Origin of the sequence: Hungatella hathewayi WAL-18680, assembly GCF_000235505.1 — a bacterium.
GTDB classification, from domain to species: Bacteria; Bacillota; Clostridia; order Lachnospirales; family Lachnospiraceae; genus Hungatella_A; species Hungatella_A hathewayi_A.
Genome location: NZ_JH379028.1, coordinates 481,600 through 504,677 on the forward strand (window position 1 = coordinate 481,600; position 23,078 = coordinate 504,677).

Here is a 23,078-nt window from a genome sequence, read left to right on the forward strand (position 1 = left end):
CGCAGCATCACCCTCTCCACCTGGCCCAATACCCCATGCTGATGAGGGAAAAGGGCAGCGCCGGCCGGGAGCTTTTAGACGCCTGCTTTGCCTTAGAGCAGGTCACCGTTCACCCCATCTGGGAGAGCTCCAGCACCCAGGCCATCGTCAAGGGCGTGGCCGCCGGCATCGGCGTGGCCGTCCTCCCCTATCTCCTGCTGGAGAAAGACATCCAGGAGCACACCGTGGACCAGGTCACCATCACCCCGCCCCTGAAACGTGATTTCAACATCATCTACCACAAAAGCAAATATTTAACCACCAACATGCACGGCTTCATCAACGCATGCAAAAAATATGGCAGTGAAAGCAACTAGCTCTCACTGCCATATTTCATTCTTCTTATCAAGATAATTTAAGATAAAGTCTCATCCGGCTTCTGCACTTCAGCCATCTGCACTTCCGGCCCTCGATCTCCTAAAGCACCCTCACTCCCGGACTCTGCTCCAGACTGAGCTTCCGCATCCTGCAAGGCCTCTGCTTCTGGCCAGCCTTCCGCATCCTTCCGTGATTCCACTTCCGGTCTGGATTCCAAACTCTTATGCTCCTCGGACCTCACTTCATCCGCCAGCTTCTCCCCGGCCGTCTTATCTACATCCGCCGGCTCCGGAATGCCCTTCATCTCCCGGAATATCTTCATGAATTCCTTGCCGGTAATCGTCTCTTTCTCAATCAGGAATTCCGCAATCTTATCCATCACATCCCGGTTCTCGGAAAGCAGCTTCTTGGCTTCCTCGTAGGACTCCTTCAGGATTCGCATTACCTCCTGGTCCACTTCCGCCGCCGTAGCATCGCCACAGTTTAACACCGTTCTTCCGGAGAGATACTGGTTCTCCTGCGTCGCCAGTCCCATCAGCCCGAACTTGTCGGACATACCGTACTGGGTCACCATGGCTCTCGCAATCCTGGTGGCCTGCTCGATATCATTGGCCGCGCCGGTAGTCACCGTGTCAAACACCAGCTCCTCCGCCGCACGTCCGCCGAGAGCGCCAACCAGCATGGCCTGCAGCTCCTTCTTGGTATTTAAGAACTTCTCCTCCTCCGGCACATGCATCACATAGCCCAGAGCGCCCATGGTACGTGGCACAATGGTAATCTTCTGCACCGGCTCCGCATCCTTCTGCAGTGCGCTGACAAGCGCGTGGCCAACCTCGTGGTAAGACACAATCCGCCGCTCCTCTTTGTTGAGCACCCGGTCCTTCTTCTCCTTACCAACCAGCACCACTTCCACAGCCTCAAACAAATCCTTCTGGCTCACCGCTTTTCTGCCGTTCTTCACCGCCAGAATCGCCGCCTCGTTAATCATATTGGCCAAATCGGAACCCACCGCACCGGAAGTCGCCAGCGCGATGCCGTCCAAATCCACCGTCTCATCCAGAATCACATTCTTCGCATGTACCTTCAAAATGTTGACACGTCCCTTTAAATCCGGCTTGTCAACAATGATCCGCCTGTCAAAACGTCCCGGTCGAAGAAGCGCCGGGTCCAGAATCTCCGGACGGTTGGTGGCCGCCAGCACTAACAGACCCTTGGAAGAATCAAATCCATCCATCTCCGAAAGCAGCTGGTTCAGCGTCTGCTCCCTCTCGTCGTTGCCGCCGCCATATCTGGAATCACGGCTCTTACCGATAGCGTCCACCTCATCGATGAAAATGATACAGGGCGCCGATTCCTGGGCCTGCTTGAACAAATCACGGACACGGGACGCACCCACGCCCACGAACATTTCCACAAAGTCCGAACCGGACAGGGAATAGAACGGCACCTTCGCCTCACCGGCCACCGCCTTGGCCAGCAGCGTCTTACCGGTACCTGGAGGTCCCACAAGCAGGGCGCCCTTTGGCAGCTTCGCGCCGATGTGGGTGTACTTCCCAGGGTTGTGCAGGAAATCCACAATCTCCACCAGGGATTCCTTGGCCTCATCCTGGCCAGCCACATCCTTGAAGGTAATGCCGGTCTCCTTCTGCATATACATCTTGGCGTTGGACTTGCCCACTCCCATGAGACCGCCGCCGCCCATCCGCTTCATCATAAAATTCATCAGAATCACGATGAAGATAAACGGAATCAGGAAACTCAGAACCGTCTCCAGCATCATGCTGCCATCCTGCTTTTCCATGCTGCTGGTGACACCCGCCTTTTCCAGACGTTCTGTCAACTGGTCTCCGCTTTCCATCCGCACTGTATAATATTGGATTAACGAGTTATATTCCTTTAAATCCTTCTTGGGCTTCACCTGTATCTCCGAGCTGCCCACTATGACTGATTCTACTTTCCCATCATCCAGCATCTGAATAAATGTACTATATGGCAGTTCCTCTGTGGTGCTCTTTGTCAGACCCCACCTCATCAGGGTGATTGACGAAAATGTAATGATAGCCGCGATGACCAAGATAAGGATAGTTTGGCCATTCTTCGGCATTTTTCCATTATTATCTTGATTATTCTTGTTATCCATATGTGTATGTTCTCCTATCTGAACGGCTGATTTTGCCTATTCTTTATCATTATAGTGTCAGTCTCCCCATAAATCAAGGAAAGTCATATGAAAAAAAAATAAAATAATTATATTTTTTTGCAAAAGTTCTGGATTTATGGAAAACATGGTTGTATAATGTATTTTTTTAAGACACCCCAACACAGAGTTCCGCTTGCCGGGACTCTAACACTTTTCACTAAAAGGAGGTAAGTTTATGCCAGCAAAAAACCCTAAGACAAAATACGTTTTTGTCACCGGCGGCGTCGTTTCCGGCCTCGGTAAGGGCATCACAGCAGCATCCCTCGGCCGTCTGTTAAAATCCAGAGGCTACAAAGTCACCATGCAGAAATTCGACCCCTACATCAACATTGACCCGGGAACCATGAATCCGGTTCAGCACGGCGAGGTCTTCGTCACGGACGACGGCGCGGAAACCGATTTGGATTTGGGCCACTACGAGCGCTTCATCGACGAGAGCCTGACCAAGAATTCCAACGTCACGGCCGGCAAGGTCTACTGGACCGTGCTCTCCAAAGAGCGCCGTGGAGATTTCGGCGGCGGCACCGTGCAGGTGATACCCCACATCACCAACGAGATCAAGAGCCGTTTTCACCGGAATTACACCACCGACGAGACCGAAATCGCCATCATAGAAGTGGGCGGCACCGTAGGCGATATCGAGAGCCAGCCGTTTTTGGAGGCCATCCGCCAGTTTATGCACGAGGCCGGCCCCCACAATTCCATGTTAATTCACGTTACATTGATTCCATATCTGAAGGCCTCCGGCGAGTTGAAAACAAAACCCACCCAGGCCAGCGTCAAGGATTTGCAGGGAATGGGCATCCAGCCCGATATCATTGTCTGCCGCTCCGAGCATCCGCTGGATGACGGCATCCGCAGCAAGATATCCCAGTTCTGCAACGTCCCCGCCACCCACGTATTGCAAAATCTGGATGTGGACGTTCTCTACGAGGCCCCTCTGGCCATGGAACAGGAGCACCTGGCCGAAGTGGCCTGCGAGTGTCTCGACCTGCCATGCCCCAAGCCGGATTTAAGCGAATGGCAGGACATGATAGACGCCTGGAAACATCCCCAGACGGAGGTCACCGTAGCCCTGGTTGGAAAATACATTCAGCTCCACGACGCCTACATTTCGGTAGTGGAAGCCTTAAAGCACGGCGGAGTCGCCAATCACGCCCAGGTTCACATCAAATGGGTGGATTCCGAGACCGTTACCCAGGAAAATGCCGACGACATCTTTCAGGATGTGAAGGGCATACTGGTTCCAGGCGGCTTCGGCGACCGGGGCATCGACGGTAAAATCTATGCCATCCAGTATGCCAGAGAACACAACCTCCCATTCCTGGGACTCTGTCTCGGCATGCAGCTGTCCATCGTGGAATTTGCCAGAAACGTGCTTGGTTACAAGGACGCCCACAGCGTGGAGTTAAATCCCGCCACCACCCACCCGGTCATCCACCTGATGCCGGACCAGGATGGCATTGAGGATATCGGCGGCACCTTAAGGCTGGGCTCCTATCCCTGCATTCTGGATAAAGACTCCCTCGCCTATCAGCTGTACGGCACAGAGACCATCCACGAGCGCCACAGACACCGCTACGAGGTCAACAACGACTTCCGCGATGCCTTGACCGAACACGGCATGAAGCTCTCCGGTCTGTCTCCAGACAACCGCATCGTGGAGATGATAGAACTTCCGGGCCATCCCTGGTTCGTCGCCACCCAGGCCCACCCGGAGTTAAAATCCAGACCTAACCGCCCCCACCCGCTGTTCCGTGGATTCATCCAGGCGGCCTTAAAAGCATAAAAATATAATCTTCACAAAAAAGCACAGATTACCCGCAGCCAGACAGCATCCTCGCTGCCTCCTGCCGGGTTCTCTGTGTTTTTTCTTCCTACTCTTCTTCCCTGTTAATCTCCTCCCGCAGCTTCCGCTCCGCGTCCATAATCCGCTCTCTGTCCCTGCTGTCCAGGGCCAGTTCAAACTCTCTCATGCAGTTTTCAATCACCAGTCTTCTGTCCCCGGTGCTCTCCTCATAACACTGCTCTCCCTTGAGCAGCAGCAGCCGGTTCTCCTCCTGGTCTCTCGGCGCAATCTTTAAGTAGGAAAGCTCCTCCATCCTGACCTGGATTTCCTCATCCGTCATGGTATTGTACTTTCCTTTGATGATCTGCTTCTTCACCTTCCCGGTGGAAATCACCTTCACCTCCACCTCCAGAATGGAGTTGATATCATAGGTGTAAGTCACATCCACCGCCTCTTCCCCGGCCTTGTTCTTCGGCACCGGAATCTCCAGGCTTCCAAGCAGCAGATTGTTCACCGTCAGACGGCTCTCCCCCTGGTACACATTAATCCGAATCTTCTCCTGCTTGTCGTGGACCGTGTAAAACCGCTCCGTCCGGCTGGTGGGAATCACCGTATTTCTCTCTATAATCGGGCAGAAATGTCCTGACTCGTAAACGCCTTCCCGCCTCTCCACGGACACCTCCGTCCCCAGCGTAAAGGCGCAGACATCCGTCAGGATAATCTCCTTCACCTCTTTGTCCCTGGCCTTCATCGCGCCCTGGACCGCGGCCCCCAGGGCCACCGCCTCATCCGGATGGACGGAAATGTTGGGGAACTTGTGAAACAGCTTCACGATAAATTCCCGGATCACCGGCAGTCTGGTAGCTCCGCCCACCAGCACCACCTCATCGATATCGGAAAGCTTCACATGGGCGTCCGAAATGCTGCGCTGAAGCGGCTTTCTGATCCGCTCCAGAAGCGGCTCGCACAGCTCCCCATACTCCTTCAAGTCGATGGCGAGGGTCTTCTCCTCCCCGTCAATCTTGCACTTCATCACGGCCTTGTCGCCCTGGCTGAACAGCTTCTTACAGTTCTCCGCCGCCTCGTGGACCGCCGTCGCCGTCTTTCTGTCCAGCTTCTCCTCGTCGATCTCATTTCTCTCCAGGAACTCCTTCTCCAGCACCCTGGTGAAATTCTCGCCGCCCAGGTAATTGTCCCCGGCCACGGCCCGCACCTCCAGGATGGAGCCGTAAAGTTCCAGGATGGACACGTCAAAGGTGCCGCCTCCCAAGTCAAACACCAGGAACCTGGTATTCTCCGTCCTGTCATACAGCCCGTAGGTGATGGCGGCCGCCGTCGGCTCACTGATAATCCGTTCTACCTTGAGTCCCGCCAGTTCCCCGGCCAGCTTCGTGGCCTTCCGCCGCTTATCGTCAAAATAGGCGGGAACACTGATGACCGCCTCCGTCACCGTCTCCCCCAAAAACTTCTCCGCGTCTTCCTTCAACGCCCGAATCACCATGGCAGACAAATCCTCCGGGCGGAACTTGTGTCCGCCCAGCTCATACTGCCTGTCACTTCCCATAAACCGCTTAAATACCTCCGCGCTCTGCTCCGGGTGGAGGTAACTGTACTCTCTGGCAGTTTTTCCCACCAATATCTGCGCCTTTTCATCCACGGCCACCACCGACGGCGTCAGATTTTCATTCAGCCGGTTGGGGATAATGACTGTCTCCCCATCCCGGCAGCATGCCGCCAGGCTGTTGGTGGTGCCCAGGTCTATTCCGATTATCATGTCCTGTCTCTCTCCTTTTCCAGTCGTCTCATAATCATGCGCGCCTCTCTCACGCCTCCCAGCCAGCAGAACTGGTCCGCCCTGGTAAATGCTGTGATAGCCGCCTCCCGGTCTCCGTTCAGCATGGCCTCCAGCCCCTTGATTTCCCACAGCTCCGTGCAGCCTTCCTCGTCACACCACCAGCACATCTCCCGCTCCTCCATCATTTTGGCATAGGAATGGGCCCGGTCGTTTTGGCCGGTGTAGAAGGCCCAGCAGAACAGCTTGTAAAGCAGCTGCTTGGACTGGGTGGAAGTCCTGGTCAGCAGCGTTTCCATATCAAGCCCCAAATCACTGCACTCCTCAAAATCCTTCTCCACCTCTTTCCGGTAGAGATTTCCTGCAATCTCTGCAAGCTCCGGCTCCTTCAGCCAGTAATACGTCTTCATCAGGTACTCCGCCAGACTTCTGGAGTAGTCATAATCATCCACCATCTTGGATATCTCTCTGGCCCGTTCCAAAAACTTTCTGGCCGTCTCGAAATCACCCAGCGCGAAAAATGCCTCGCCCACGTTCTGGCAGACAACGGCCCGGTCCTCCGCCTTCCCGCTCAAATCCTCCATGGCCTCATAGCCCAGATAAGCGGCTTCCTGGCATTTCTGTTCGATTTCCTCCTCCGTGGAATCCTTAAATATCAGCCAGATGTCCATCACATCCTCGATCCGGTCCGCCTCCCGCTCCCAGGAATCGTTCACCCGTCTATGTAAATCCACACTGCCATACCGCTTCTCCAGCCAGTAGAGCGCCTGTTCGATGTTACCACGGTCTCCCTCCAGATTGGACAGCGCGTACATGCATTTATCCCAGATATCCACGTTCTTCTTCTCTTCCGCTTCCATCACCTTTTTAAAGTAGGCAATGCCCTCGTCATACCGCTTTTGTCTTAAGAAGGATTTGAAAATTCTGTCGTAGCAGGTTTCGTCGTCCTCCCCGTAACGGTCCTCCGACTTGATGGAGTTCTCATAGCACTCAATGGCCTCGTCATATTTTCCCAGGGCCCTCATAATCTGCCCCTTCTGGAACCACATGCCGCAGTCCGGGTCCTTCTCAAGCCCCTTCTCGATCTCCTCCAAAGCCTTGTCATATTCCTTCATTCTCAGATAGATGAACGAACGCCTCCGGTTGTGGTCCGGGATTTCCCCGAACTTCTCCCCCTGGAGATTGATGTAATACAGCGCCTTGTCGGCATACTCCTGCTGGAGCGTCCGGTTGAATTTCGTCCGGTAGAGCCAGCCGATTCTCCAGTAACAGTCGCGGAACTCCGGATTCACCTCCGCCACCTTCTTGTAGTATTCAATGGCCTTATCCCACTCCCTGAACTTCTCATGGCACTGGGCGATGTAGAAATACATCCACTCGTAGTCCATGCCCCGCTCCTCGCAGATTTTCAGATGGTCGTAAGCCTTTTTGGCATCATTTCCATGCTCGATATAGTAGCGGCCCAGGTAATACCGGCAGGCGGTGGTGTCGCTTAGTTCCAAAGACTTCTCCGCCAGTTCCTTATCTAGCCGCAGCTCCTTATTCTTGTTCTTCTTATCACCGGTGTCATTCAAGTAAGCCCGCTTTAAATAGGCGTCCGCCAGCATTTCCGGCTCCACATTCTCCCGCTCCAGCCGCTCAATCACCGCCTTCGCATAGTCGTCCGCTTCCTGCCAGCCCTCTTCGTCATCCACAACATGGTCCAGAATTCCGATTTTTTCCACCATCAGCTTCAAATTGTCCACACCGGCTTCCTCCGCCTGTGTGATAATGTTGAGGGCATCCTCATACTGGTCAAATGCCTTGAACACCCGCAGCGCCCGCAGATAGATTTCCGCATTGCCGGCGTAAATAGCCTTGGCCCGGTAGAAGGTATCCACCACCTCCTGTGCCATGCGGAGATTCTCGTAGGCCTCCTGCATGTAGGCGCAGGCCCAGAAAAACTGGCTATCCAGCTCCAGTATCTTCTCGCACTGGTCCACCACGCTCTGATGCTCCTTCTTGTCCCGAAGCAGCATCATCTTGCGCATCCTAAACTCCACTTCCGTCTCAACCAGCTCGATGGACTTGTCATGAGCTTCCATGGCTTTGGCATAGAGCGCTTCCCGCTCCTCCTTCTGCTCCTCGTCATCCTCATCCAGCTTCCGGAACAGACTTCCATACGAGCAGGCTTCCAAATGCCAGCTTCTGGCCATCCCCCTCTTCAGACGGTCCAACTCCTGCTCATGCTCCTCGGCCGCCTCGCTATCATTGTCCATGTTCTCCGCCGCCTTTTGGTTCTCCTCGGAAATCTCCGCTTCCACAAAGCCTCTCCAGAGACCGGCTCTGTCAATAGCTATCTGGAACTGCCCCGCGTTGGCGGCCAGAAACGTCATCGCCCGGTGCCAATCCAGGGTATTCCACTCATACTCCGGATGCTTTTCAAAAAATTCCCAGCCTTCCTCCGCCCGGTTCAGACTGCTGAAGCACAGACACAGATTCTTCGCTTCCTCCTCCGTCAGACTGTCGGCCTTCGCCAGATACTTCTCCGTCAGGGCCTGGTTGGTCTCCTCCAACAGCTTCTCCAGCTCTTCCGTAACCTGGTAATCCCTGGCATCCACCAGAAGTTCCCTGGCCTTCTCCCAGTCCTCTCTCTTCATATGGATTTTGCCAAGCCCCAGCAGCGCCGTGTAATTTCCAAAATTGGAGCGTTTTCCTTTCTCCCGCTCCAGATACCCGTCATAAATATGCTCCGCTTCCTCCGGGTAACCGCAGGATAGCAGAATGCCGGCCCCGGTCAGCAGCACTTTATCGTCCTTTCCGTACTTTCCAAGGACTTCTCTGGCCACGGACTCCGCCCTCTCCTTCTCATCGGTCCGCAGCAGATATCTGGCCTTCTCCACCTCACACCAGGGATGGAAAACGTCAAAGCTCTCCAGTTTTTCCAACATCTGTTTGGCCTTCACAAGTCCTTCGGGCGATTCATCGGCCTCATTCATCAGCGCCGTGTAGGTCTCCACAAACCCGTCATAGTCCGCCTCCGGCTCCCCCTCAAACAGCTCAAACGCAAAATCGGAATTCCCGGTCTTGTCATTGACCTTGTACAGGATAAAATCGATAAAGCCGTCCGGCAAATGCTCCCGGAACTCCTGCTCATTTTCCCCGATGAAAAATACCTCATCCAGCAGCTGCCAGACCTTGCAGGTCACCCGGTAATGGTCGGCCAGGTAGGAAAACATCCCCCATTTTGCCGCCTCACTTCCGTCCAGGGACTGGAACACCGGATGCTTCACCAGCGCCTTCCACTCCTCCAAATCAAGTCTTCTCGGAAGAGACACGTAAATGTCCGCCAGCTGCCGCAGAACCTCCCCGGCCGGCCCTTTCTCCTCCATCCACTCCGCCTCCAGAACCGCGTCGTCCTGCTCCGGCGTTCTCGCATAGGCAAGCGCCTCCTCGTAGGCCCCCCTCAACCTCTTAAATCCCTCCGGGTCATCCTCCGGATTGGTCTTCACCAGCAGATTCCGGTAAGCCGTCCGAATCTCATCCTCATCCCTGGTAACCCCAATTCCCAAAACCGCAAACATCTCCTGAACGCTCATGCAGGTCCTCCTTTTATTCCGTCAAAAAAATAAATGAATTTCCTAAAATTATACAGAAAACTGGCGATATTTGCAAGACAATAAACACATGCATAATTAAATGATATCCACCCCACACTAATCCTGAGGTGATGGACAATGAAGCATAATCAGCATAACGAGGACGTGGACATTGACGTTCAGGCGTGTTCCACGATGGACTGTACCGGCCTCATCCCGGCGCTGCCGCAGTCGGAATTCGAGCAGGAAGCCTATGAGGACTTATATCCCTATATCACTCACGCCGCTTCCACCGATGACAGCCCGAAGACCAGATAGCCGGAAAGCCTCCGCCCTCCCGCCATTCATGCGGGACAAGCGGAGGCTTTCTCCATGTAACCTTTTCTATTTTTATACTCCTGAATAAGCAGAGAACCCGCCGTCCACAGGAATCACCACGCCGGTCACAAAGCCGGACGCCTCATTGTTCAGCAGATACAACAGAGTCCCGTTCAACTCCTCCGCCTCACCAAACCGCTCCATCGGAGTGGCCGCCAGAATCTTGGCTGTTCTCTCGGTCGGTGTACCGTCCTCATTGAACAGCAGCTTCTCATTCTGTTTGGTCACGAAGAAGCCCGGAGCCATGGCATTGACACGGATTCCCACTTTGGAGAAATGTACCGCCAGCCACTGGGTAAAGTTGCTGATCGCCGCTTTCGCTCCGCTGTACGCCGGAATCTTGGTCAGTGGTGTAAACGCGTTCATGGAGGAAACATTTAAAATCGTACATCCCTTTCTCTCCACCATGTCCTTGGCGAAAATCTGGGTTGGAAGCAGCGTTCCAATAAAGTTTAAGTTAAACACAAACTCCACGCCGCTCTGGTCCAAATCAAAGAAGGATACGGTATCCGCCTCAATATCGCCAATCTCGAAATACTCTTTTGTGGTGTTGGCTCTGGCGTTGTTGCCGCCGGCTCCGTTGATTAAGATGTCGCACGGTCCCAGCTCCGCCAGCACCTTGGCGTGAGTCTCCTCCAGGCTTGCTCTCTCCAGCACGTTGGTCTTGTAAGCCTTCGCAATCCCGCCTGCTGCCACAATCTCATCCGCTACCTTCCCGGCAGCCTCCTCGTTCAAATCAAGAACCGCCACCTTCGCTCCCGCTTCCGCGATCGTCTTGGCAAACATCCCGCACAGCACACCGCCGGCTCCTGTGACAACTGCAACTTTTCCTGATAAATCCGTTCCGAATGATAAACTCATACTGATATCCCTCTTTCTATTTTATTTTCTGATTCCTATTTGCTCATCTTGTCGATCGCTTCCCACAGACCATTCAGATAGGTAGCTCCCAATGCTCTGTCATACAGACCATAGCCTGCACGTCCCGTCTCGCCCCAAATCATACGTCCATGGTCCGGTCTCATATAGCCGTCAAATCCATTGTCATACAGCGCCTTCAAAATGGCAAACATATCCAACGTTCCGCAGCTTGACAGATGCGCCCGCTCCTCAAAGCCCTGTCCGTCCTCCAGAACGGCAACATTTCTGGCATGAACAAAATGAATTCTGCCCATAGCCGCATACTTGGCCGCCATCTTCACCACATCGTTCTTGTTGGAGCAGCCCAGGGAGCCGGTGCAGAGGGTGATACCATTGTGCTTGTCATCCACCAGCTTCAAGAACCTATCCAGATTCTCCTCACAGGTGATAATTCTCGGCAGGCCGAAAATGCTCCAGCATGGGTCATCCTCATGAATCGCCATATTCACATCACACTCAGCGGCCACCGGAATCACAGCCTCCAGGAAATATTTCAGGTTCGCCCACAAATCATCCTCAGACAGCGCGTTGTACTCGCCCACAACCGCCTTCAAGCCCTCTCTCGTGTAGCTGGAATCCCATCCCGGCAGAGTCAAATCGCTGTCGCTCTCCATCGGATTCACTTGGTCCACCTGGTCCTGATAGTACACCAGAGAGGTGGAGCCATCCTCCAGCACATGATCCAACTGGGTTCTGGTCCAGTCAAATACCGGCATGAAGTTGTAGCAGATGCATTTGATACCGGCCTCAGCCACTCTCCGGATGTTCTCGCAGTAATTGGCGATATACTGATCTCTGGACGGCTTGCCCAGCTTGATATCCTCGTGAACCGGAATGCTCTCAATCACCTCAAACGCCAGGCCGGCGTCCTCCGTCAGCTGTTTCAGTCTGGCAATGCTCTCTCTGCTCCAGACCTCGCCCACCGGCACGTCGTACACTGCCGTCACGATGGAATGCATACCCGGAATCTGGCGAATCTGCTCCAGGGTCACTTTGTCGTCCTCACCGTACCATCTGAATGATAATTTCATCAAAAAATCCTCCTTAAACATGAGTGTCCGGGCCATCCGCCCGTCTTCGTTACCTTGTAATTATATTATAGCAAACCCGCTTTTTTTTCCCATAGATATACTTGTTGTTCACATTGCAAAAGTTGCGGTTTTGGAATATACTGTTGTTATACGGAGGAAATGTCCCATGAAGAAAGAACTCTCAACCGCCTTTGACACCAGGCAGTACATGCAGTCCGACAGCCTGGAAATCTTTTATTACAATGATGTGAACTTAAACCATATCTCCTTTCACCAGCACGAGTATTATGAGTTTTATTTTTTTCTGGAGGGGGACGTGGTCTACCAGATTGGAAGCGAAAGCTATCTGCTCCGGTACGGGGATTATCTGCTGATTCCCCCCGGCGTGCCCCATCGGCCGGAATTTCAGTCCACGGACATCCCCTACCGGAGATTCGTGCTGTGGCTCAGCCGCGATTTCTATGAACGCCTGCTGGCGGCTTCGCCGGAATTTTCCTATGGGTTTGACTATGTGAAGCGGGTGGGACATTACCGGTTTGAGACCGACTTTATCACCCGGCAGGGCATCCAGGGGCTTTTGATGGATTTGCTGGAGGAGAAAAACAGCAGCCGCAGCTTCCGGGACCTCCACATCCGCATGATGGCCGCCTCCTTCCTGGTTCACATCAACCGGCTCATCTATGACACCTGCCACGATATATCGCCCTCTTACGAAAATGTCCTCTATTTAAATGTCTGCGATTATATTAATAACCATCTGGAGGAAGATTTATCCCTGGACACGCTGGCCGCCTTCTTTTATGTGAGCAAATACCACATTTCCCATATCTTTAAAGATAATATGGGCATCTCCCTCCATCAATATGTGGTGAAAAAACGTCTTCAGGCAATCAAAAATGGAATCCTGTCAGGGATTCCATTTAACCAGCTGATTTATCAATTTGGATTTCACGATTACACCAGTTTTTACCGGGCTTTCAAAAAAGAGTTCGGTCTGTCCCCCACAGAATTCCGGGAACAGCACCAGCTCACCGGAGACCAGGCGCCGCCGGCCATGTTTTGACGGGGTGCCCCGCTTAAGCAAACACCACCTGAACCAGTATCATATAAAACACCGTCCCTGCTCCAATGCTGAGCAGGGAATTTCTCTTCCAATTGTGAAGCAATATGATCGCGACGATTGCCAATATCTCCGGTGCCCCAAACGGCGCCGCAGTCAACGAAACTCCCTTCAGACAGTAAACCACCAAAAGCCCCATGGTCGCGTAGGGAAGGGATTTCCCCAGATACTCGATATATTTCGGCGTCTTCTTCCCCGCCGGAAACAGCACAAACGGCAGAAATCTGGTAATCATGGTCGCCACCGCCATAGCCGCAATAATCAGGATTCCCTGTGTCGTCCCACTCATGCCCGTTCTCCCTTTTTATAATTAAATGTCAACACCGCCAGTATCAGTATCATGGCCGGTATAATAAAGGCCGAAGCCCCCCAGATAACCAGGCACAATACCGAGGCCAGCAGTCCAATCATCGCCGGCCGGTGGTCCTTCTGGGATTTCCACTGGTCCACAAATATCACCACAAACAGCGCCGTCAGCGCAAAGTCAAGTCCCGCGGTGTTAAACGTAATCATACTCCCAATCGCCACTCCCAGCAGACTTCCAATCGTCCAGTAAGCATGATCCAAAGCTGAAATCCACAGATAGACCCTCCCCTTGTCCAGCCACTCCGGCACCTCCTCATCACACAGCACCGAAAATGTCTCGTCCGTCAGCGCGAACACCAGGTACAGCTTCTTCCATCCCTTGATATCCCGGAACTTATCCAGCATGGAAATGCCGTAGAACAGATGTCTGGCATTAATCATCAGCCCCATCAAAAACGCATAGACCGGGTTCACCATCCCCGCCAGCAGTGTCACCCCCAGATACTGGAGACTTCCCGCAAACACAATCAGACTGGCGGCCAGCACCCAGCCAAGGCCAAACCCGTTCACCTTCATCAAAATCCCATAGGCCGCGCCTAAAAATAAATACCCCACCATAACCGGAACGGTCTTTGGAAAGGCATATGTAAACTCCGTAGTCCTCCTGTGCGCCATAATCTTCATCCTTTTACTTGCATTTTCCCCCGTCCTTCCTTATGATAGACAGAGGATTAATTACCTATTTTACTAGTCATGAATCGATTTGTCAATCATCGAGTCACAGTGATAAAGTATTAACTAAAGTGTTTACAGGAGGCCCTTTCCATGAATCCATTTACCTACACCTGCTGCCAGCTCTGCCCCCGGATGTGCCGTGTGGACCGTACCATGGCCACCGGCTTCTGCCAGAGCGGTTCCCATATCAAAGCGGCCCGGGCCGCCCTCCACCACTGGGAGGAGCCCTGCATCAGCGGTACGGCCGGAAGCGGCACCGTCTTTTTCAGTGGCTGCACTCTCCGCTGCTGTTTCTGCCAGAATTATTCCATCAGCCAGGAGCAGTTTGGAAAAGAGCTGACGGAAATGCAGCTGTCCGACATTTTCCTCCGCCTCCAGGACCAGGGAGCCCACAACATCAATCTGGTGACCGCCACCCAGTACCTGCCCTCCGTCTTACAAGCCTTAGACCAGGTTCGCCACCGCTTAACCATCCCCGTCGTCTACAACTGCGGCGGCTACGAGCGGGTGGAGACGGTGAAGCTGCTGAAGGATTACGTGGATATCTGGCTCCCCGATTTGAAATATTACAGTCCAAAGCTGTCCACCAGATACTCCCAGGCCAAGGACTATTTTAACGTTGCCTCGGCCGCGATTTCACAGATGGCCGCCCAGACCGGTCCGCCGATTTTCGAGAAATCCCTCATGAAATCCGGCGTCATCATCCGCCATATGGTGCTTCCGGGCGCCAAAGATGATTCCATCCGCCTGCTCCACTGGATGAAGGACACTCTGCCGGAGGGCCACTTCCTCATCAGCCTGATGAGCCAGTACACCCCCTTCTACCACAGCAGCCAGTACCCGGAGATCAACCGCCGAATCACCAGCTACGAATACGATAAAGTTGTAAACACCGCCCTGGATTTAGGGCTGAACATGGGATTTATGCAGAAAAAAAGCAGTGCCAAAGAAGAATACACACCGCCGTTCGACTTGGAAGGTCTGGAAGAATAACTGTCAATACAACTAGAAACGAGCACCGATTACTTTTTTCATCGATACTCGTTTCTAAACTATCTCGTCCATTGGACTACTACCTCACTTTTCAATTTTTTTATTGTCATTCTTTCTAGTCTTTTGTTTCACTTTTTCATACTGCTTTACGTATCGCCCTTTGCATTACTTCTTGTACTGCTCTTACATTACTACCTGTACTGCTTACACATTACCTTTGGTATTGCTATTACATCACTTCCTGTACTGCTTTCACACTACGTTCTGTATTGCTTTTACATTACTTCTTGTACTGCTTGTCACATTACTGTTTGTACTGCTTTACAATACGTTCGGTACTGCCACATTGCTTTACGTATTGCTTTTCCTTCGTAGTACCTTTTGTACTTTACGTGCTGTACTACCAACTCTATATGAAATTTTTCTACTCCTCTCTACTATGTTACTGACCGTTAGTCTATGTATCGTTTCTTCATTTTTCATTTTCATATCTTCTAAATGTGTTATCTTTTGAATATCCATTTCGTCCTAATAATACTTTCTCGTCATATCACTAAAACGACATTCCTGATATCAATAACGATAACTCTGATTTAGATTTTAAATTCCATAGCTTTTCAATCGGATACGGTTTTCACTAATAATAGTAGATTGGGTTTTCCTATTGTTCAGTTTATAAATGTTATAAACTAAACGAGACTTATGACTTTGGTGGACTGTACCTCCTTCTTTTAGATTTGTTAACCTTTCTGTTAACTTGTTTTTTTGTTATCTCTCTTTTGTTTATGGCTTTATTATAGACCAGGACTTTTGATTTGTCAACACTTTTTATTGATTTTTTAATTATTTTTTGTTTATATTTGAATTGTATTTAATTATTGTAATTGTTTCTATTTTTATACAATATTTCTTTTGTTTTTCTTGTTTATTTTTATTGTTTTCAGAATATTCATCAGCTTTGACGAAAAAGGAAGCGGATGCCCACCTGACAGTGTCTACCCGCTTCCCTCTCTCACTCTATTTTATCTACACATTTATTTCCCGCTTCTCACTGGCTCCACCGCGCCGCTCATCAGTTCTTTCAGCGACTTCTGGAAGTGCCACATATCATTGCCGAGGATAATCATGGTGTATCCGTCACGGACCGCCTGCTCTAAATTCTCCTTCGTGGGCGGCACCACCGGACCGAGAACTCCGATTCCCTTATCACGGCATTTCTCCACCAGAATCCGGTATGCCTCCTTTACCTCTTCCCCCATGGTATAACCAACCTTCAGCCCTTTGGATACCGCATAATCGATGGGGCCGAAATTCACGGCATCCACGCCGGGTACCGACAGGATTTCATCTATATTATCCGTAAACTCATAATCCTCATCCATAGGAATCACCAGGGTGTCACGGTTTTGCTGCTCCATATAGGTGTTCCAGTCAAAATCATGGAAGCCAAATCCGGCAGCCCTGACATTGCTCTCCCCGCCTCTTCGTCCCAGCGGGGAGAATTTGGCGGCCTCCACACACCGTTTCGCCATGGCGGCGGTCTTGCAGTGAGGGATCACCACGCCGTCAGCTCCCCACTCCAGCACTTTGCGGATCGCCACTTCGTCGTCATCCGCCATACGCACCAGCACCGAGATATCATGAAGTCTCGCCGCCATAATCTGCTTCTCAAAATCTCCGTCCAGCATCCAGTCCGTATGCTCCAAATCCAGATAGATAAAATCCAGACCTGACATGGCAATATTTTCAATCACACAGGTTGCTCCGGTAAAGCATGCCATGCCAAACACCGGCCCCTGTTTCATTTTCTCTTTTAATGTCATAAGATTCCCCTTCATCACAAACAATTATTCCGCCGTCCCCGCATTACAGGCTGTACCCAAGCATAAGCGGCAGCCAGGTGGTCAGCGGCCCCCACAGACTGATGGCTATCAGCACAATGATATTACAGATGATAAACGGAAGCGCCCCCTTGAAGATGGCCACCACCGGCATCCGGTTAATCTTGTTACATGCATTCAAGCACATGCCCACCGGCGGTGTCACAAGACCGATGGCAAGACCGGTAATCATCATGGCGCCAAACTGCAGCGGTGAAAATCCATAATTCTGCATCACCGGCAGCATGATTGGTGTCAGCAGCAGAATCGCCGGGCTCACGTCAATAAAGGTTCCAATCATGAGAATCAGCACGTCGAACATCAGTGCGATTCCCCATGCCGGCATATTCAGGTCCATGAAAAACATGGCTACGGTCTGCGGAACCTTCTGCATGGTCAGCACCCAGGTAAAGATGGTGGTGAAACCGATAATCAGCATGATGGAGGAGGACGAAATCAGGGTCTTCTTAAGCGCCTCCCAGATGTCCCTCCAGGTCAGCTCCTTGTAGATAAAGAACCCGACCAGTATCGCATACAACACCGCAACTCCCGCGCTTTCCGACGCCGTGCAGACACCAAAGGACACGCAGACAATGATAAACAGCGGCATCAAAAGCGCCGGTATCCCGGATAAAATCGCCATAACACATTCTTTAACGTCAAACTTCGTATGCGCCGGATGCCAGCCCTTCCTGCGGCTGATGACAAACACTAATATGAGCTGTGTCAGTCCAATCAGAATCCCTGGAACCGCTCCGGCCATAAACAGAGCTCCCACGGACGCCCCTGAAATCATGGAATACACAATCATCGGTGTGGACGGCGGGATAATCATCCCCATCGTGGAGGATGCCACGGTAATGCCTGCGGAAGCCGCCGGCGGATACCCCTGCTCCTCCATAGCCGGAATCAGAATGCTTCCAAGGGCGGAGGTATCCGCCACGGAGGAACCGGAAATCCCTCCAAATATCATGGACGCCACAATATTGACCTCCCCAAGCCCGCCACGGATGGGGCGCAGAATCTGGAGGCAGAAATTGATGATACGTTTGGTAATGCCGCCCGTATTCATCAGCTCACCGGCCAGCATAAACAGCGGCATAGCTATCATCAGCTCACTGTAAGCGCCGTTCCAGACACGCTGGGGAACCATGCTCATAAAGTTGGGAGCATTGGTAGAAATATAGGTGACACAGGAGGCGCCGATTGCAAATGCAAGCGGGACTCCAACGGCTGCAAATATAATCAGCAGCACCAGAAGAATTATCATTGCCATACTCGTTTCGGCTCCTTTCCTATGCTGTTGTCTCTTCTTTTAATTCTTGATTCTTCGGAGCAAAATAAGAGATGTCAGCAGTTATAAATTCTATGATTTTGATGACAATGCAGACGGCACAGATGGCGCCGCAAACCGGCATAATTCCATACATGTACTTCATGGGAATCTCCATGCCCTGGCTGATCTGCTTGCCGGCCACGCCCACGTATTTGATTCCCTGCCAGGTAAATACCAGGTCGACCACCAGCACAATCAGATAGTTCATCACGCTCAGCCACCGCTTCCATGCAGGCTTCACGCTGTCATAGAAAATATCAATGATGACGTGTTCATTTTTTAATATATTAATCCCCATCCCCCAGAAGGTGGTAAATGCAAACAGCGTCACATTAAACTCCGCCAGCTGCTTCCAGCTGTGAGAGAAGAAATACCGCGCAATTACCGAAAAAATCACCAGTACGGCCAGCAGGCCCATGGCTACCACTCCGATGCCGAAATAAATAGTAAATAATTTCCGGCCAATCTTTTTCAGCTTTTCGATGGAACTCAGCCCCTTTCTCAAAATACTCCCGAAAATCCATCCGTTTTATCACAGTTTCATTCCGGGAGTATCCATCCTGTTTCTTTATTTTGTATTAGCTACAATATCCTGCATTTCCTTCAACTCCTCAGCTGTCAGGATTCCTTCCGCAACGCACTGCTCATAGACAACTGCCACCGCATCCTGGAATGCCTTCAGTTCTTCCGCTGTCGGCTCATATACCTCACAGCCGGCGTCGATGACTACCTGCTTGGACGCTTCCTGGTTCTCGTCAATCAGCTGGTCATTGTAAGCGCACATCTCATCGGAGCACTCTTTGATAATCTGCTGATACTCGGCCGGAAGGGAATTCCACCATGCCGCGTTGATATAGAATGGGTCCGGATGGAACTGGTAGTTCACTTCGGTAAAATATTTCTGCACCTCATAGAATTTCATGCCGTCAACATTGACCCACGGATTCTCCTGTCCGTCCGCCACACCGGTCTTTAAGCCCATATATAAATCGGAGTAAGGAATCGTCGTGGTGGTAGCGCCCAGAGCCATGAAGGTCTTGTCGATGGTGTTCATACCGTTGGTACGCATCTTTAATCCCTTTAAATCCTCCGGCTTGGTGATAGGACGCTTGCTGTTGGAAAACTGGCGGTAGCCGCCGGCGTCACACAGGCCGATGATAACCGTTCCTGTCTCCGACTCCGCTTCCGCACATACCTTCTTCGCCAAATCACTGTTCAACAGGGCGGTAACCTGGGCACGGTTCTGAGCCAGGAAAGGAAGGGTAAACATCAGAAGACGGGGACTAAAGTCAAACTGACCGCCTCTCATGCCCTGAACAGTTCCTGCCACTACCTGCTCTAGCATCTCTTTCTCGGTACCCAGCTGTCCGTTGCCATACACCTCCACTGTCACGTGGCCGTTGGTCCGCTCCGCAACATCCGCCGCAAATTTCTCCATGGATACAAAACGTGGATTGCCCTCCGGCTGTGCATGTCCTACCGTCATGGTAAAATCTCCAAGCGCCGCATATGTATCTTCCCCTTCTGCCTGGGCAGCCGCAGTCGTATCGGCAGCCTTTGTGTCCTCCGTCTGGGCTCCGGCCGCTGTTGTCACCGCCGTATCGGAGCTGCCGCCGCCACATGCTGTCAGACTGGAGACTGCCATTGCCGCGCATAATAACCATGCAATTCTTTTTTTCATACCATGTTCCTCCTGTGATATCAAATATTATTTGCTTGTATACAAGTTTTTGAGAATCATTTTTTCTTTGTGTTTTCAATGTTTTATTGATAAAATTGGTTCTGCTTCAGTTTTTATTTTTACTCATCTTGTATACATTTACAATGGAATTCTAGCATAGTTTTCAGCCAAAATCAAGAGATTTTTAGCGTTTTTGCAATTTATTCGCCTGTTTTTGCAAATAAATCCATGATTTTGACCAGAATCAGGGGGATGGCGGTCATTTACTTGTATACATTCTTCTATATTTCTATCCCTATCTGGAAACAAATTTGACATTCATATATTTTACATCTATAATGTACGGTATAGACGGATATGTATTCAAGTTCCGATTGTCCGGTCGTGAGAAAGTGAGAGCTGTCATATGGAAAATGCTTTGTTGTGTGATGATATCTATAAGATATTGGAGGATGAGATTGTCTCTTTGAAAATAAGACCTGGGGAAACACTCAGCGAGAACAGCCTGTGTAAACGGTTCTCCGTATCAAGAACGCCGGTCCGAAGCGTGCTTCAGCGGCTTCAGCAGAATCGGTTTGTGCAGATTATTCCCCACAAAGAGACCATTGTAACCCCCATCGATTTGGATATTGCAAGCCAGCTTATCTATCAGCGGGTGGCCGTGGAGACCATGATTCTGCGAGATTTCGTGAAGACCTGCACGCCCACGGACGTGGCCCGGGTGAGATATGCCATGCAGCTGCTGGAGGAAGCGGCGGCCGATGTCGCGGAGCCGGAGCATTTTGATATCAACAACTTTTTGAGCAAGGATTTGGAGATGCACAAAATCTGGTTCCGAGCTACCAATAAGATGTTTCTCTGGGAAACGCTTATCCGGCCGCAGCCGGATTACTCCCGGTTTATCCGCCTGGATATCATGGGTGCGAAGAATGTGCCGGATGTGTTGTCCGACCATGAGAGGATGATTGAAATCATCGATTCCAAAGATGTGGATGCCATAGAGGGCATTATGACCCACCACCTGTTTGGCGGCGTGCGGCGGCTGGGGGGACAGCTGTTTTCAGAGGAGTACAGGGATTTCTTTCTTCAGAAAAATCTTTAATATAAAAAGCCAGATACGGCGGGGCGATGATAGATGCCCTGCCGTATCTGGCTGTTTTTCGTTTATTTCTGTTTCTTATTTCTCCATTTTTTTGTACCGCTCCGCCATCTCGTCCAGCGATACCTGCTCTACTAGCGGGGCCTTGCCGAAGGAGCCGAACTCTACAATCAGGGTTCCCACAACCTCTTTCACGCCGCGCTCCACGCAGCTGACAATCGCGGCCACGTCCTCGTCGGGAACATTTCCATACATCACCGTGTCCATAATCGGCGGCAGGAAAACCCGCGGGTCAAACTGGTTCTTCTTGGTCTCCAGCAGCTCGTAGATGGGGCCGATGGAGGCGCTGGTACGTTTCTCCGGGTATTTGGCGAACAGTTCCTTCATGTTTCTGGTCACTGCCAGGCGGATGTCGGTGTCCACGTTGATTTTGCTGATGCCGGCCGGGATGGCTGCCTTCAGCTCCTCGATGGAAATGCCGTAGGTGTTGGTCAGCTCGCCGCCCATAGCGTTAATCTCGTCCACGATGTATTTGGGAACGGTGGAGGAGCCGTGGGATACCAGGGCGCCGAAGATTCCCGTGTGGTTCATGCACTCGCGGATGGCGATGGCAATCTCTTTTCTCAGCTTCACGTCCTTGCCCTTGGAGGCGCCATGCATGGTTCCGTAGGAAATGGCCAGCGCGTCCACGCCGGTCTGTTTGAAGAATTCCACCGCGTCCAGAGGATTGGTGTAGGTGGAGGAAGCGGAAAATACATGGTCTTCCACGCCGGCCAGCACGCCCAGCTCTCCTTCCACGCTGACGCCTCTGGCGTGGGCATATTTGACTACCTCTCTCGTCAGCTCGATATTTTCCTTGAACGGAAGGGACGAGCCGTCAATCATAACCGAGGTGTATCCCCCCTCAATCGCAGCCACGCAGGAGTCATAATCCCGCCCGTGGTCCAGGTGAAGGACGATGGGAATCTCGGAGTCGGCGCCGTACTTCTTCACCGCGTCTGCTATGTTCTTCGCGCCGATTTTCTTGTCCGCCAGCGTGGCGTTCATAAAATCGGTCCGGCCGCCCATGAAGCCGTTGGCCAAATCCGCTCCCTGTAAAATGGCGGCGGAGCGGAACATCTCATGTACCTCAATAGCGGCTTTCGCCTGGGCTACGGCGTTGACGTTGAACGCGCCCTGGCCGAAACCGTATTTTACTGTTGCCTCCAATAAAGGCCGTAATGGTATTAATGGCATAGTCTTTCCCCTTTTCTTTTTTGTTTTCACATTCTTCCGTTATCTTGCAATAGTATTTTAGCACAGGTGGGGGGAGGTTTGTGCTGTTTTTTACTCAAACGTTTGAGTAGGAAGGGGATAGGGGGGAAGGGGGCTGCTACTACAAAAACGGGTTCCTGTGAATTTGTTTTATCACGGGAACCCGGAAGGCGTGTTTTTGATTCTTATTTACAATTTTTATATCTTTTCAAAACGCTCTACGTCGGTGACGAAAATGGTGGCGCCGCCCAGTTCTACGGTCATAGGCATCATCATGTAGCCGGCAGATATGGACGCGATGTTGGGCGCTGGGACGTTGCAGGTAATCTTCTGGCGTTTGCCGCAGGTATCTTTGATCAGTTCGATTGCCTCATTGACCCGCTCCTCCTCCGTACCGATCAGGAGCGTGGAGTTTCCTTTTTTTAGGAAACCGCCGGTGGTTGCCAGCCTTGTGACGCTGAACTGATGCTCGTTTAATACGTCTGTCACTCTTGTACCATCATCAGAACTTACGATTGCATAGATAATCTTCATAATCAACACCTCGCTGTCTTTCTTTACTATGGACTTTTATTGGTCATTTGTACGTTCAAGGCGGCTAATCTTCTTGAATAACCTTCGGTTATCC

Annotated in this window: 19 protein-coding genes; 6 read left to right on the plus strand and 13 right to left on the minus strand. The window is 51.6% G+C overall.

What is annotated here, in order from left to right; genetic code table 11:
• On the plus strand, positions 1-356 hold a 356-nt coding region (locus HMPREF9473_RS18015), incomplete at its 5' end, for a LysR substrate-binding domain-containing protein (protein ID WP_006781626.1).
• A 38-nt stretch (positions 357-394) separates the two neighbouring features.
• Here HMPREF9473_RS18015 and ftsH read toward each other — a convergent pair.
• On the minus strand, positions 395-2,497 hold the full coding sequence (ftsH, locus tag HMPREF9473_RS18020) for an ATP-dependent zinc metalloprotease FtsH (RefSeq protein WP_006781627.1): 2,103 nt from the start codon (positions 2,495-2,497) through the stop codon (positions 395-397).
• Between the two features lie 235 nt (positions 2,498-2,732).
• Here ftsH and HMPREF9473_RS18025 point away from each other — a divergent pair, with 235 nt between their 5' ends.
• Entirely contained in the window at positions 2,733-4,346 is a 1,614-nt protein-coding gene (locus HMPREF9473_RS18025) for a CTP synthase (protein ID WP_006781628.1), read from the plus strand.
• Between the two features lie 88 nt (positions 4,347-4,434).
• On the opposite strand, the gene HMPREF9473_RS18030 is transcribed toward HMPREF9473_RS18025, so the two are convergent.
• The gene (locus HMPREF9473_RS18030) at positions 4,435-6,120 is read right to left on the minus strand and encodes a molecular chaperone HscC (RefSeq protein ID WP_006781629.1); all 1,686 of its coding nucleotides are present in this window, start codon (positions 6,118-6,120) and stop codon (positions 4,435-4,437) included.
• Positions 6,117-9,716 carry a J domain-containing protein gene (locus tag HMPREF9473_RS18035; RefSeq protein ID WP_006781630.1) on the minus strand — a complete coding sequence of 1,200 codons (3,600 nt, stop codon included), beginning with the start codon at positions 9,714-9,716 and terminating at the stop codon, positions 6,117-6,119. The genes HMPREF9473_RS18030 and HMPREF9473_RS18035 overlap by 4 nt, the downstream gene beginning before the upstream one ends.
• Before the next feature lie 138 nt (positions 9,717-9,854).
• Here HMPREF9473_RS18035 and HMPREF9473_RS18040 point away from each other — a divergent pair, with 138 nt between their 5' ends.
• Entirely contained in the window at positions 9,855-10,034 is a 180-nt protein-coding gene (locus HMPREF9473_RS18040; protein ID WP_006781631.1) for a hypothetical protein, read from the plus strand.
• A 72-nt stretch (positions 10,035-10,106) separates the two neighbouring features.
• On the opposite strand, the gene HMPREF9473_RS18045 is transcribed toward HMPREF9473_RS18040, so the two are convergent.
• A complete protein-coding gene (locus HMPREF9473_RS18045; RefSeq protein WP_006781632.1) occupies positions 10,107-10,955 on the minus strand; it encodes an SDR family oxidoreductase in 849 nt (282 codons plus the stop codon).
• A 35-nt stretch (positions 10,956-10,990) separates the two neighbouring features.
• Positions 10,991-12,046 (minus strand): mannonate dehydratase, encoded by a 1,056-nt coding sequence (locus HMPREF9473_RS18050; RefSeq protein ID WP_034859606.1) that lies wholly within the window; start codon positions 12,044-12,046, stop codon positions 10,991-10,993.
• Between the two features lie 166 nt (positions 12,047-12,212).
• Between HMPREF9473_RS18050 and HMPREF9473_RS18055 the strand changes: the two genes are divergently transcribed.
• Positions 12,213-13,109: a helix-turn-helix domain-containing protein gene (locus HMPREF9473_RS18055; RefSeq protein ID WP_006781634.1), complete on the plus strand. Its 897-nt coding sequence runs from the start codon at positions 12,213-12,215 to the stop codon at positions 13,107-13,109.
• A gap of 13 nt (positions 13,110-13,122) precedes the next feature.
• On the opposite strand, the gene HMPREF9473_RS18060 is transcribed toward HMPREF9473_RS18055, so the two are convergent.
• The gene (locus HMPREF9473_RS18060) at positions 13,123-13,455 is read right to left on the minus strand and encodes a branched-chain amino acid transporter permease (protein WP_006781635.1); all 333 of its coding nucleotides are present in this window, start codon (positions 13,453-13,455) and stop codon (positions 13,123-13,125) included.
• Positions 13,452-14,147, minus strand: a complete 696-nt coding sequence (locus HMPREF9473_RS18065) for an AzlC family ABC transporter permease (protein WP_006781636.1) — start codon at positions 14,145-14,147, stop codon at positions 13,452-13,454. Before HMPREF9473_RS18065 ends, HMPREF9473_RS18060 begins: the two co-directional genes overlap by 4 nt.
• Positions 14,148-14,297: 150 nt before the next feature.
• Here HMPREF9473_RS18065 and HMPREF9473_RS18070 point away from each other — a divergent pair, with 150 nt between their 5' ends.
• Positions 14,298-15,200, plus strand: a complete 903-nt coding sequence (locus HMPREF9473_RS18070; RefSeq protein ID WP_006781637.1) for a radical SAM protein — start codon at positions 14,298-14,300, stop codon at positions 15,198-15,200.
• 1,034 nt (positions 15,201-16,234) lie between these two features.
• Here HMPREF9473_RS18070 and HMPREF9473_RS18075 read toward each other — a convergent pair.
• The 4 genes from HMPREF9473_RS18075 to dctP form a co-directional block, all read right to left on the minus strand.
• Positions 16,235-17,023, minus strand: a complete 789-nt coding sequence (locus HMPREF9473_RS18075) for an HpcH/HpaI aldolase family protein (protein WP_006781638.1) — start codon at positions 17,021-17,023, stop codon at positions 16,235-16,237.
• Positions 17,024-17,066: 43 nt separating this feature from the next.
• Positions 17,067-18,356: a TRAP transporter large permease gene (locus HMPREF9473_RS18080; RefSeq protein WP_006781639.1), complete on the minus strand. Its 1,290-nt coding sequence runs from the start codon at positions 18,354-18,356 to the stop codon at positions 17,067-17,069.
• A gap of 19 nt (positions 18,357-18,375) precedes the next feature.
• Positions 18,376-18,921: a TRAP transporter small permease gene (locus HMPREF9473_RS18085; protein ID WP_006781640.1), complete on the minus strand. Its 546-nt coding sequence runs from the start codon at positions 18,919-18,921 to the stop codon at positions 18,376-18,378.
• Between the two features lie 63 nt (positions 18,922-18,984).
• Positions 18,985-20,097, minus strand: coding sequence for a TRAP transporter substrate-binding protein (dctP, locus tag HMPREF9473_RS18090; RefSeq protein ID WP_006781641.1), 1,113 nt, complete (start codon positions 20,095-20,097; stop codon positions 18,985-18,987).
• 406 nt (positions 20,098-20,503) lie between these two features.
• Between dctP and HMPREF9473_RS18095 the strand changes: the two genes are divergently transcribed.
• Entirely contained in the window at positions 20,504-21,199 is a 696-nt protein-coding gene (locus tag HMPREF9473_RS18095; RefSeq protein ID WP_006781642.1) for a GntR family transcriptional regulator, read from the plus strand.
• Between the two features lie 75 nt (positions 21,200-21,274).
• On the opposite strand, the gene HMPREF9473_RS18100 is transcribed toward HMPREF9473_RS18095, so the two are convergent.
• Both HMPREF9473_RS18100 and HMPREF9473_RS18105 read right to left on the minus strand, forming a co-directional pair.
• Entirely contained in the window at positions 21,275-22,432 is a 1,158-nt protein-coding gene (locus HMPREF9473_RS18100; protein ID WP_006781643.1) for a class II fructose-bisphosphate aldolase, read from the minus strand.
• Between the two features lie 216 nt (positions 22,433-22,648).
• Positions 22,649-22,984, minus strand: a complete 336-nt coding sequence (locus tag HMPREF9473_RS18105) for a cyclic-di-AMP receptor (protein WP_006781644.1) — start codon at positions 22,982-22,984, stop codon at positions 22,649-22,651.
• Positions 22,985-23,078: the final 94 nt, after the last annotated feature.